At 64.4% G+C, this 12018-nt stretch carries 12 protein-coding genes and 1 pseudogene; 7 read left to right on the forward strand and 6 right to left on the reverse strand.

The genetic code is table 11. From position 1 onward, the window contains the following. Nucleotides 1-177: 177 nt before the first annotated feature. Together B3547_RS18765 and B3547_RS18770 are read left to right on the forward strand one after the other, a co-directional pair. A complete protein-coding gene (locus B3547_RS18765; protein WP_292965775.1) occupies nucleotides 178-501 on the forward strand; it encodes a low molecular weight protein tyrosine phosphatase family protein in 324 nt (107 codons plus the stop codon). A 233-nt stretch (nucleotides 502-734) separates the two neighbouring features. Continuing rightward, nucleotides 735-998 (forward strand): hypothetical protein, encoded by a 264-nt coding sequence (locus B3547_RS18770; RefSeq protein ID WP_292965777.1) that lies wholly within the window; start codon nucleotides 735-737, stop codon nucleotides 996-998. Nucleotides 999-1540: 542 nt separating this feature from the next. Here the strand turns inward: B3547_RS18770 and B3547_RS22105 are convergent. From B3547_RS22105 to mdlC, 5 genes and pseudogenes are all read right to left on the reverse strand, one after another. After that, nucleotides 1541-1915 (reverse strand): LysR substrate-binding domain-containing protein, encoded by a 375-nt coding sequence (locus tag B3547_RS22105; RefSeq protein ID WP_414690592.1) that lies wholly within the window; start codon nucleotides 1913-1915, stop codon nucleotides 1541-1543. A gap of 6 nt (nucleotides 1916-1921) precedes the next feature. Continuing rightward, nucleotides 1922-2125 (reverse strand): annotated as a pseudogene (locus tag B3547_RS22110) (transposase); the annotation flags it as partial. Nucleotides 2126-2217: 92 nt separating this feature from the next. Further along, nucleotides 2218-2712: an aromatic-ring-hydroxylating dioxygenase subunit beta gene (locus B3547_RS18780; RefSeq protein ID WP_292965781.1), complete on the reverse strand. Its 495-nt coding sequence runs from the start codon at nucleotides 2710-2712 to the stop codon at nucleotides 2218-2220. Further along, on the reverse strand, nucleotides 2709-4055 hold the full coding sequence (locus B3547_RS18785; RefSeq protein WP_292965783.1) for an aromatic ring-hydroxylating oxygenase subunit alpha: 1347 nt from the start codon (nucleotides 4053-4055) through the stop codon (nucleotides 2709-2711). Before B3547_RS18785 ends, B3547_RS18780 begins: the two co-directional genes overlap by 4 nt. 57 nt (nucleotides 4056-4112) lie before the next feature. Beyond that, entirely contained in the window at nucleotides 4113-5669 is a 1557-nt protein-coding gene (mdlC, locus tag B3547_RS18790; RefSeq protein ID WP_292965785.1) for a benzoylformate decarboxylase, read from the reverse strand. Nucleotides 5670-5761: 92 nt separating this feature from the next. Between mdlC and B3547_RS18795 the strand changes: the two genes are divergently transcribed. The 5 genes from B3547_RS18795 (at nucleotide 5762) to B3547_RS18815 (ending at nucleotide 10318) form a co-directional block, all read left to right on the forward strand. After that, complete coding sequence (locus tag B3547_RS18795) at nucleotides 5762-6709, forward strand: LysR family transcriptional regulator (protein ID WP_292965787.1); 948 nt, start codon at nucleotides 5762-5764, stop codon at nucleotides 6707-6709. A 62-nt stretch (nucleotides 6710-6771) separates the two neighbouring features. Further along, nucleotides 6772-7683 carry a ketopantoate reductase family protein gene (locus B3547_RS18800; RefSeq protein ID WP_292965790.1) on the forward strand — a complete coding sequence of 304 codons (912 nt, stop codon included), beginning with the start codon at nucleotides 6772-6774 and terminating at the stop codon, nucleotides 7681-7683. A gap of 126 nt (nucleotides 7684-7809) precedes the next feature. Continuing rightward, nucleotides 7810-9198: a spinster family MFS transporter gene (locus B3547_RS18805; protein WP_292965793.1), complete on the forward strand. Its 1389-nt coding sequence runs from the start codon at nucleotides 7810-7812 to the stop codon at nucleotides 9196-9198. A gap of 200 nt (nucleotides 9199-9398) precedes the next feature. Next, nucleotides 9399-9608, forward strand: coding sequence for a hypothetical protein (locus B3547_RS18810; RefSeq protein ID WP_292965796.1), 210 nt, complete (start codon nucleotides 9399-9401; stop codon nucleotides 9606-9608). Then, on the forward strand, nucleotides 9605-10318 hold the full coding sequence (locus B3547_RS18815) for an SDR family NAD(P)-dependent oxidoreductase (RefSeq protein ID WP_292965799.1): 714 nt from the start codon (nucleotides 9605-9607) through the stop codon (nucleotides 10316-10318). Before B3547_RS18810 ends, B3547_RS18815 begins: the two co-directional genes overlap by 4 nt. Nucleotides 10319-10354: 36 nt before the next feature. Here the strand turns inward: B3547_RS18815 and B3547_RS18820 are convergent, their stop codons facing one another. Beyond that, a complete protein-coding gene (locus tag B3547_RS18820; protein WP_292965801.1) occupies nucleotides 10355-11872 on the reverse strand; it encodes a cryptochrome/photolyase family protein in 1518 nt (505 codons plus the stop codon). Between the last annotated feature and the right edge of the window lie 146 nt (nucleotides 11873-12018).

Here is a 12018-nt window from a genome sequence, read left to right on the forward strand (position 1 = left end):
TTCCTGAACACAGGGAAATAAGAAGCGGCATTTGTGGCGTGCGAATGCTGCGCGCATGGTCTTCTCCTTTCCTCGGTTTAAGAACAGGCCGGATTTGGCTGAACAGGCTGGTAGTTCAGATTGACCTTTTCGGCAAGGCGCTCAAAAACGTCCGCAGATTTTCGCCAGAGGCGTTGCTTGAAAGCCATACTCTTCATTTGCAGCCAGAATCGCCTGCGCAGCCCTACAGCCGAGCAAGTTTTCGCTCTTTATCCGGGATTGGAGGTCTCTTCTGCGGGCACCAACCACGATGCTGAAAACCAACTGACCGCTGAACTCGTGTCATGGGCCGACATCATCGTGGTGATGGAAAAGCAGCATCGCGCCAAACTGCAACGGCGATTCCGCAAGGCCCTGCGCGGGCAACGGATTATCTGTCTGGATATCCCGGACGATTATGCCTTCATGCAACCTGAACTCGTCGAACTGCTCAAGACACGCATGGCGCGCCATCTGCCCTGAGCATTTTATGAATGAACGACAAGTTTGGGTTGAGCCTCCGGAGGCACTGAACGTCTACTTTAGAGGCGGAGCGTGACGCCGGCACGCTGGCGGCGGCTATCGCCATTCCCGCGCAAAAACCTGGCTTGGCGGACACGATAACATTGCGGCCATTCGTTTTTTGCGCAATTCATAGCCTCATGAATTGGCCATCGCTCCCAACCCAAGGCTTTCTGGCAGGGCGATCCGCGAAAATGGATGACGTTGACCAAGGTAACGCGGTTTTCTGCCAGCAATCGTCGGAAGGGGCTCAGCCTAGCGCTCTTGACGTTTTGATCCCGCAATACGCTTTGTGGCGCGGCGAAGACGGCGATCTGCCAAGCATTCTCGTTCAAGCCGAGGCACATATTCATGACCCACAAGGCGATCCCATTTTCGGGCTGAAAACTTTTGACGGCAACGCATTGGTCGCAGATGGCAGCGAGGTGGTTTTGCTGGGGCAGAATTTGCCGGATTAGGCAGCGGAGCGTCCGCAGCCCCGCCATTGGCGCCGAGCGGCGATGCTTGCCGCGTCGTTGTAAGCCGCCGCTTGCCGCCTCTCCCCAGAAGATGAACGAAGGAGCGGTTTGGTGGCCGGCCCCCAGGCCGTGCAACGTCCCCTTTGAAGGCGGTAATTCCCACCGCGGCGGACTGGACGAACCCGACCAAGCCTTGTCGTTCCCTTACTGGCTCTTCAACAACAGCTTCTCCCAAAACCTGCCGTTCCTCCGAGCTTCATTCGACTTTCAGCGGCCACAGGCCGCGTGCGAAACGGGATCAAAGACCAGTGACTGCGCATAAAGAGCCATTGATGCGCTGGCGTTGAGGCCGTCAACTGCCCATGCAGTGCCTGCACGGCAGGATAGCTGGTTGGCATGCATGAAATGCGCAGTACCGGTGGTGAAGGGTGAAGGCGCCGGGCACAATGACGATCGTGTCCATGCCGAAGGGCTGAGGTCCATCTACCCGCTGATGCATGGCTGCTCGCACAACCTGCCAAGTGGATCATGGCTCTGCCCTTTCACATCAAGCGCTGGCGCAATTCGTCGCACAGACGCCGCCCGCCCGGACCGAGCCCGCGATCGCGCCGATGCGCGGCATAAATCGTGAGCCCCTCGCGCGGGGTAGGGTCGTCCTCGATCTGGAAACGCACGACCTGTCCCCGGGCAATCGGCGCAGCGACCACATGGTCGGGCATGCGGCACCAGCCGAGCCCCGCGAGCAGAAAATCCAGCCGCCGCCCGAGGTCGATAAAGCGCCACAGGCGAGCGCTGGCCAGCCCGTAATTGGCACCTTGTGTTTCGAGCGGGTCCGACAGCACAAGCTGCACATGCGGTTCCAGATCGGCTGGCAAGGCAGGCCGGTCCAGAGCCGCCAGCGGATGGGAGTGGGCCACGCAAGGGCGCTTCAGCTTCTGGTTCTCTTCCTCAAGCTGACGCATCTTGCGCGGTTCCGATGGCCCCAGACCGCCATACAACTGCTTCCAGCGGTAATACGTCGCCTCGGAAACGCCCATCTTCCGACAGATCTCGGCGACCGGCGTTCCCACTTCTGCCTGGCGCAGCGCAAACGCGATCTGCTCCGCTGTGAACTTCGACTTCTTCATGCAAAACCTCCAGCTGCGCGCAGCTTCGATTTTGCCAGATTCCTCTCATTCCCGCTGGAGGCATTTCCAGGGACGGGGTCAAACATCCTCCATCAGATGCAGTAGAAGTCCAGCACGGTGGGGATGGTATCGTTGAGCAGCACGATCGTCTTGCCAGCGATCAGCCAGCGATCCCCTTCGCGCCGCAACGCGTGCCGGTAGTGCCCGAAAAAGGTATGCGTCCGGCCTGATCGCTTGTCGAACAGATTGACCGCGAAATTCGCCGCGACTTGCGCGCTCGCTTCGTCGGCCCTCACCAGCCTGACGTTGGTTATCAAGTGGACGGCGCGGATGCGCGGAGTGGAGGCCACCGATTGCCCGGAGCGCACCCGCCACACGCGATCGGCCAGGTTGTTGCGCCCCTTGTAATAGATCAGCGAGAGCTCCGTATCGGGATCGGTGGTCGTTTCGGTCTCGTTCTTCCATGCCGGTATCCAGAAGCAGGCATCTTCGGCATAGAGGTCCAGCCAATCGTCCCAGCGGCTTTCATCAAGGCATTCCGCTTCGTGATAGAGGATGGCTTCCGCGTCTTGCAGGGACAGCGTCATTGTCCGATCACTCCCGCCATGCGGCGCGCCCATTCGCGATAGTAGCTCTGGAACAGTGTTTCATCGCCAAGCTGCGCATCGGCCAGCACGTTGCGGGCGGGCTCCATGCCGATCAGGTCGGAGAACGGGTTGCCGCCGGGCTTGCTGGCTGTCGTGCCGCGCGAATAGCCTTGCAGCCAGGGATCTACGCGGCTGGCGAAGCCACGCTGGCAGTTCTCGTAGCTGACCGTATCATCGGGGGTGGCCATGCCGCTGGGGTTGAAGAAATCCTCGTACTGCCGGATCCGCTGGCGCCGCGCTTGCGCGCTTTCACCCTTGGGAGCGATGCACCAGGTGCGCATTTCGGTCAGGTCCGTTGCCAGCGGGCGGATGACGCGCAACTGGCTCGACGCGTTTTCGGCGATCTGCAGATTGGGAAAGATCGACAGGTTGCGCATGTTGAACATCCAGTCGCGCTTGGCGGCGCCGTGCCGTTCGGCCAGCGCTTCGGCCTGCTCGAACAGCGGCAGCGCCTCGGTCACGCCGAAAATGCCCCAGTTCAACACGTGGCCGTGGGGAAAGCTGAAGCTGCCGCCGGCCACGCCTTGCGCGTCCTCGCGCCAATAGTCGCTGCTTTCCCATACCGACTTCACGGCGAAGCCGGTGTTGGCGGTTTGCCGCTGTTCGAGGATGCGGATGTAGGAAGGGTGCGTCGAGGTGAAGTGATAGGCGTCGGAGCAGTTTTCGAGCTGCAGCTTCCAATTGGCCTGGAACGTGAAGGTGACGGCACCGGGCACCAGTTCGAAGCCATCCGGGCCTTGATCGGCGACAAGATCCAGCAGCTTGGCCGCTTCGCCCAGATGTGTTTCCAGCGGCGGCACGTTTGCATCGAGGCTGCCGAACAGGAAGCCGCGATATTCGCCGAAGGCGGGCAGGGCGGGCAAGTCGTGGCTCTGCGCGTCGAAGCTCTCGGCATAGCAGCCGGCGCGCTTCAATTTCACGTTCTTGTTGCGGCCCGCGCTGTCGAAGCTCCAGCTGTGATAAGGGCACACGTGCAGGCGCGCATTGCCGGCCAGTGTCTGCGCCACGCGCGAACCACGGTGCGGGCAGGAGTTGACGAAGGCCGCCAGGGCGCCCTCGCCATCGCGGCTGACCAGCACCGGCACGCGGCCGATATCGGTAGTGAAGAAGTCATGCGGATCGCGCGCCTGATCGGCGATGCCAAGGAACACCCATCCGCTTTCGAAGATGTGGCGCATTTCCAGCTCGAAGACGCCGGGATCGTCGAAGATCGCGCGGCTGACGCGGAAGATGCCTTCATCGGGGCGGTCGTCGATCAGGTCCGAGAGGCGTCCGGTGAACATTGTCCTTGTCCCGTTCATGGAGCCCCGTTCATGGAGCCCCGTTCGTGGCAGTGCGCGTCAATCGACCAGCACTTCTACCAGCGTCGGCCCCTGCGCCGCGAAGGAAGCGGTCAGCGCGCTGTCCAGAGCTTCTACCGTATCGACGCGCACCGCCGAAAGGCCTTGGCCCCGGGCCAGCGCGCAGAAATCTATATTGTCGAGATTGGTCCCCAGAGTCTGCTGCAAGCCGAAGTGGCGGCCGAAGTTGACCAGCGCTTCATAACGCCGGTTGTTCACGATCACGAAGCTGACGGGCAGGCCCAGCTGCGCGGCCGACCAGAGGCCCTGAATGGCGTACATGCTCGATCCATCGCCCAGAATGGCGATCACCTTGGCATCGGGCCGCCCGAGCGCGACACCGACCGAGGCGGGCAATCCGTGGCCAAGCCCCCCGCTGGCGCAGGTGAAGAAGCCGCCCGCATCCAGGATAGGCAAATGATCGTGCATCGCACCGCGGCTGGATGGCGCTTCCTCCACGATCACGGACCCGGCCGGCCGCAGGCGGGCGATCTGCTGGAGCAGGTAAGCGTCGGTCAGCCCGGAGGCCGCGAGCGGCGCGGGAATTTCGCGGCCGGCCGGCCGCGTGCGTGCCTTCGGCGCCGGGCCTCCCAGCAGCCGCGCCAATGCGCTTTTGGCATCGGCGATCACGGCCGCGCCATCGGGCGCCCAGCTAGCCACCGCGATGGAATCGACGATGTGGTAGAGTTGCGCGCCTTCCGGCAGGTGCGGTCCGAACCCCTCGGTGTGGTAAAGCGACAAGGGGCCGCCCACGACCAGGATCAGATCGTGACCCGAAAGGTCGTGGACGATTGCTTCCCGGGCCGGGTTGAGAAAGCCCGCGAACAGGGGATGCCGCTCGGGAAAGACCTCGCGCGCGGCGAACGGCGCGGCCCAGACCTTGGCCGAATGGCGTTCCGCCAGCGCGATCGCTTCCTGCCACGCGCCATCGCGCGCGATGCCGGCACCCAGCACGAAGGCCGGGGCGTTTGCCCGCGCCAGCACGCCGGCGATCTCGTCCAGCAGCAGCGGGTCGCCGGGATTGCGAGCGACCACGCGGCGCGGCGCGATCGGATCGCAGGGCTGGTCCCAGTCATCCACCGGCACCGAAACGAACGTGGGGCCGCAGGGCGGCTCCATCGCGACGTAATAGGCGCGCGCGATCGCGGCCGGCACATCCTGCGCGCGCGCGGGCTCGACCGCCCATTTCACGTAAGGGCGCGGAAATTCGGTGGGGCGTTCGGCGAAGAGGAACGGTTCGAACGGCAGGATCGATCGTGCCTGCTGCCCTGCCGTCACCACCAGCGGGGTCTGGTTCTTGAACGCTGTGAACAGGTTGCCGAGCGAATGGCCCACGCCGGCCGCCGAGTGCAGGTTGACCAGCGCGGCATTGCCGGTCGCCTGGGCAAAGCCATCGGCCATGCCCATCACGATCGATTCCTGCAGCCCCAGGATATAGCGGAAGTCCTCAGGAAAATTCCGGAACATCGGCAGCTCGGTCGACCCCGGATTGCCGAACACCGTGGTCATGCCCAGCGTGCGTAGCAGCGAAAGCGTTGCATCGCGAACCGTGTGCATGATCTTGCTGTTCCCCGTTCTTCGCCCGTCTTATCGGCCGACAAGGCAACCGCCGCCATTGCGGAATTTTGCAAAAGTCATAAAGATTATGCATGGCTTTTGATCAGCGAGAATTGCGGGCATTCCTCGCCGTGGTCGACCGGGGCAGCCTGGGACGGGCGGCCGAAGCGGCTTTCATGACGCAGCCGGCGCTCAGCCGCCTGATTGGCGAGATGGAACGGCGCTTCGGCCAGCCGCTGTTCGATCGGCACAGCAAGGGGATGGCGCCGACCGCGGCCGGGGAAACGCTGATTCCGCACGCCCGCCTGCTGCTGTTCGAGATGGAACAGGCAACCGACGCGCTCGACGCCCTGCGTGGCCTGGGGCGCGGACGGCTGCGTGTGGGCGCGGTGGCGGCCGTTGCGCGCACCATGCTGCCCGGCATGATCGCGGCCCTGCTGGACATGGCGCCGGGCCTGCACATCGACTTGCTGGACGCGCCCGAAGACCGGCTGGTCCAGGCGCTGGCTGGACGGGAGATCGACGTGGCGATTGCCCCGGAACTGGAGCCGCATCCCGACATCTGGCCGATGGCGGAACTGGCCTACACCGATAGCTACACCGCCTTCGCAGCGGCGGGGCATTCGCTGGCCGGGGCGAAGGAGGTGCCATTGAGCGCGGCGCTGGGGCAGCGTTGGACCATGCCGGAGATCGGCAGCACGCCGCGCATGCTGTTTCACCGCCTCGTCACCGCGCAGGGCGAAGCGTTGCCCGACGTGGCGGTCGAAACCGGTTCGATCGGCACCATGCTGGCGACCGTTGCCGCCAGTTCCCTGCTGGGCTGGTTGCCGATGCCTTTGCTCCATGCTGAATTGCAGCGGGGCGCCATCTTGCCGATCCGGGTGAAGGCCCTGGAAATCGAGCGCCGTTTCTATGTCTACACGCGTCGGCGGGGCAGCGTGGTTCCGGCTGCGCGGCGCTTGTTCGAACTGTTGCCGCTGGCGCAGGGCGCGGTGAAGGGCGGGGCGACGCCGCTTGCGAGATCGGGAGCCACTGGTTAGCTGGCTGCGATTGCCGCAGCCCGCCCCCCGGGCGCGCGGGCGAATGATGCGGGAGAATGCGGATGCGCGAAGTGGTGATCGTCGGCGCCGGCGCGATGGGCTGCCTGTTCGCGGCCAAGCTGGCGGAATCGGGTGTTTCCGTAACGCTTGTCGACGTGGACCGCGCGCGTCTGGAATCGCTGGCCCGCGATGGCATCACGCTGGCCGACGATGACGGCGAGCGGCGAATCCCCATAAAGGCGAAGCTGGCAGCGGATGTGGCGGGGCCGGTCGATCTGGTGCTGCTGTTCACCAAGTCCATGCACAGCACCTCTGCCATCGCGTCGGTTGCGCACTTGGTGCAGGCGTCTGCCTTCGCGCTGACGTTGCAAAACGGCATCGGCAATGCCGAGGCGATCGCAGAAGTCTTTCCGGCGGAACAGGTGCTGATGGGCGTGACCGATATGCCCGCCGATCTGGAAGCGCCCACCTGCGTCTCCTCGCACGGCCACGGCACCGTCCGGCTGGGCAGTTACCGGCCCCAGGGCGATGACGGCGCGAAAGCGGCCGTGGCCCTGCTGCGTGGCGCGGGCATCGATGCCCACCACGATGCCGCGATCGAAGGCGGCGTCTGGGAAAAGGTTGCGTTCAATGCGGCGCTCAATTCGATCGCGACCGTCACGGGGCTGACCGTGGGCGGCATGGATACCCCGGCCGGCCGACGGGTGGCCTTTGCCATCGCGCGGGAAGTGGCGGCGACGGCGGCGGCAAAGGGCCTGTCGATCGATATCGCGCGGATCGAGGGCAAGATCGATTTCGCGCTGAAGCATCATCGCCAGCACAAGGCATCCATGCTGCAGGACCGGCTGGCGGGCCGCCGGACCGAGATCGAGGCGATCAACGGTGCCGTTGCGCGCGAAGCGGAACGTCTGGGGGTGGAGGTGCCCGTCACTGCCACGCTGGCGGATCTGGTGAGGCTGAACGAGCCGGTCTGACTTTTTTGCAAATCGTATTGATAAATCACCAACCATCCGCCACACACGGGGGCACAAACGGCGTGCCGGCAGACGGTACGGGTGCGGAACAAGCGAAAGCGGTAAAGCGCCGCCCGGAGGAGAGCAATGCGGACAGGTGATGACGAACGGATGTTGTCGACGGGCTATCGTCGCACTTTCATCACCATGAGCTTCCTGGTCGCGACGTTCAATTTCGCCGATCGGTCGGTGTTTGCCGTCACCGCGCAGCAGATCAAGGTCGATCTGCAATTGACCGATTTCCAGCTCGGCATTCTTCAGGGGCTGGCGTTCGCGCTGCTTTACGCGGTGCTGGGCGTGCCGATCGGCCGGCTGGCCGAACGCATGTCGCGCGTGCGCATCATCACCGCCGCGATCCTGTTCTGGTCGACCATGACGATGGCCTGTTCGGCCGTGGGCAATTTCGCGCAGATGATGCTGTGCCGTGTGGGCGTGGGCATGGGCGAGGCCGGATCGCAACCGGCCACGTCGTCGCTGGTGGGCGACCTTTTCCCGCGCGAACGCCGGGCTTCGGTGATGGGCCTGATCCTGCTGGGATCGCCGATCGGCAGCTTTATCGGCGCCTCTGTCGGCGGTGCCGTGACGGGCATGTGGGGATGGCGCGCGGCCTTCATCGTGATGGGACTGCCGGGCGTGGTGATCGGCCTGCTGTTCATCCTGCTGGTGCGCGAACCGCGCCGGGGGCTGGCGGACAACATGCCGCCGGTGAAGACGCCGGCGCCCGATTTCCGGGCGTTCCTGAAAGTGGTGGCGAGCAAGCCAGCGTTGATGTTCGTCATCGCGGGCGGGGCGCTCGCCGGCTTCGGCATGAGTTCGATCTCGCAATTCCTCGCCGTCTATCTCAGCCGGGTTTACGATCTGCCGGCGCGGTCTGCGGGCGCGCTCTATGGCACGATCTCGGCGCTGGCACTGGGCAGCGGCCTGCTTATCGGGTCGTTCGGCACCGATTGGCTCGCACGGCGGGGCGATGGGCGCTGGCCGGCGTGGGGCGCTGCGATCGGCCTGTTCATTGCGCCGTTCTTTTACTGGATCGCGTTCAGCGCCGCATCGCCCCTGCTTGGCACCGTGTTGCTGGTGATTTCGGGCTGCTTCCTGCTGCTGTACTACGGCCCCACCATCGGCATGATCCAGAATCTGCTGGAGCCGCGGATGCGGGCGACCGGGGCGGCTGTGTTCGGCATGTTCTACACGCTTGTCGGCTATGGCGGTGGACCGACCTTCGTCGGCTGGATGAGCGATCGCTTCGCCTCCTCCGCTTTCCAGGGTGGGGATTATCTGACGCAGTGCCATGCGATGAAGGCGGGGGCGCAGGCCGTGGACGCCCTCCAGCACGCCTGCGCTGCGGCGGCGGCGACTGGCGTGCGGTCGGCGCTGATGTCGGCGGTGTGTGTGTTCTTCATCGCCGGGGCGATGTTCCTGCTGGCCGCGCGCACGCTGCGCCGCGATTACTTCGTGGCGGAAGAGGCGGCGGCATGAGCGCGCAAGGCGCTGCGGCCGTGGCCGATGCGCGCAACCGCAACGCTTCGCCGGCCTCACGCCCCGTTACGCGGATGACGTGATCGTCCAGCGCAGGCCGCGCGCGGGTCGAGCGAGAGGTGGGCACGCGCCTTTGCGCGGGAAGACAGGCCCACTTTGCACTGTCGTGCATATTGCCCGTCTCAGGCGCTCTCGTGTCTATGGCAGGAGCCAATCAGACGAATGATTTGGCTCCCACGACGTGGACGATTGACATGGTGCTTGTTGAAAAGGTGGACCCTGTGCGCAATCAGCCTGCGAACAAGGCCACTGCGGCCATGGTCAGCATGGTCTGGCGCGGCGAACGCGATCGCAACCGCGCGGTCCTGTGGGCGCGGGAGCGGCCTGTTCTGGAAGGCATCGCGCGATGACCTGCGCGGTTGTGTTCGGCGCCGGTGGCGGGGTTGGCGGCGCTCTGGTGGATCGTTTGGCCGCTTGCGGCCGCTACGCACATATCCATGCGGGATCGCGCCGCCCCCTGCCGCCCCGACCGCAACGGATACCTTTCCTGTATGACCTGACCGATGAAAGCAGCATCATCAATGCCTGCTCGATCCTGGAGACACCGCCCGATCTGGTGCTGGTAGCAAGCGGTCTGCTTCACGACCAATCCGGAGCGGTCATGCCTGAAAAGACGCTGCGGGCGATACAGCCCGAAGCCATGGCCCGGATGTTCGCGGTCAACACGATCGGTCCGGCGCTCATCGCCAAACACTGGTTGCCCAGGCTGCCCAAGGACCGGCGTGCGGTGTTTGCGGTTCTTTCCGCGCGCGTGGGTTCGATTGGCGACAACCGGCTGGGGGGATGGCATGGTTATCGCGCCAGCAAAGCCGCGCTCAACATGCTGATTGCCAATTTCGCCATCGAGATGCGGCGCACGCATCCCCTGGCGGTCATCGTCGCGTTGCATCCCGGCACCGTGGCCACCGGCCTTTCCCGACCATTCCAGTCAGGTGTAGCGCCGGGTCAGCTGTTTTCGCCGGAAACAGCCGCCGCGCATCTGCTTGATGTGATCGACCGCCTCACGCCGGAGGACAGCGGCGGCTTTTTTGCCTGGGACGGCACACGCATACCATGGTGAGCGTGCGAGCACGCCTGACCGGCCAGCTTGTTTGGCTTACGGGGCAGGCGCAAGCGCGGGACCGGCCAGAAAGGCATCTGCCTGATTCAGCAATTCGCGCCGATGATCGGGCGGGAATTTGTCCCATACGCGCACCATCTGCGCCATGCGGCCGTTCCTCCGTAATGTGGCCGCATGGGTGGCGATGAAGCGCCAATACAGGAAGTTGAACGGGCACGCCTGTGGCCCCACCCGTGCCTTGACGTTGTAGGCGCAGGTGCCGCAATAGTCGCTCATCCGCTGAATGTAGGCACCGCTCGCGGCATAGGGTTTGCTGGCCAGCAAGCCGCCGTCGGCAAACTGGCTCATGCCGATGGTGTTGGGTAGCTCAACCCATTCGAACGCGTCGGCGTAGACCGCCAGATACCATTCGTGCAACGCGTGGGGATCGACGCCGGCGAGCAAGGCAAACGTGCCTGTCACCATCAGCCGCTGAATGTGGTGGGCATAGGCCTCCTCGCGGGTCTGGGCGATGCAGGCGCGCAGGCAGGCCATGGGTGTTTCGCCGCTCCAGTAGAACCACGGCAACGGGCGCCGCGCATCCAGCGCGTTGACTCTCGCGTAATCGGGGCCTTGCCACCAGTAAATGCCGCGCACGAATTCACGCCAACCGATGATCTGCCGGATGAAACCTTCCGCGCTGTTCAGCGGCACGCGGCCAGCGCGCCATTCTTCCTCGACCGCCCGGCACATTTCCAGCGGATCGAGCAACCCCAGATTGAGGTAGATCGAGACCACGGCGTGGCACAGAAATCGGTGGCCGCTCAGCATGGCATCCTGATACCGGCCAAAATCGCGCAGGCCGTGGCGCAGGAAATGGTCAAAGGCGGCCCTTGCATCGGATCGGGTCGTGGCGAACCAGAACGGCTCAAGATCGCCGAAGTGATCGGGAAAGCGTCGCGCTATCAGATCGAGTACGTCCCGCGTGATCGCGTCGGGAGCGAAGCGCGCGGGCTGGGGCAGCCCCAATGCGCCCGGCGGCGGAGCGCGGTTGTCGTGATCGAAATTCCATTGCCCTCCGGCGGGCTGCTCGCCGTCCATCAACAGCCCCGTCTTGCGCCGCATCAAGCGATAGAAATGCTCCATGCGCAGGCTCTTGCGCGCCTCGGCCCAGCGCGCGAATCCGTGGCGATCGGCCAGAAAGCGCGTATCGGGCAACAGCTCGGCCCAGGCGCTCATCTCTTCCATCAACCGCCATTCGCCCGGCTCGGTCGCAAGGATGCTGCTGGCGCCATGCCGCGCCATGGCCCGATGGGCTTCTCCACGCAGGCTGCCGGTGTTATCCGGATCGTCGAGCCGGACATAATCCACGTTCCAGCCAAGGGTGCGAAGCTCCGCGGCGAAATGGCGCATCGCCGACAGGACCAGGGCAATCTTCTTCTTGTGGTGCCGGACATAGGTCGTTTCCGCCGCCACTTCGGCCATCAGCACGACATCGCTCGCCGGATCGGCGGCGCACAACGATGAGAGCGAAGGCGTCAACTGATCGCCCAGAATCAGGATAAGCCGTGTCATGGCAAGCTGCTATCCGTGCAGGGACGCGCTGCAATCCTGCCTTTTGGGGCAGCCGCGCGATGCCGTGCCCTGTTGCGGATGAGAAACTCAGTCCGGCGTGGGGATCGGGCTGGTGAGCGCACATAGCTGTCTCAACTTTGCTGATC

Source organism: Novosphingobium sp. UBA1939, assembly GCF_002336885.1.
In the GTDB taxonomy this organism is placed as follows: domain Bacteria; phylum Pseudomonadota; class Alphaproteobacteria; order Sphingomonadales; family Sphingomonadaceae; genus Novosphingobium.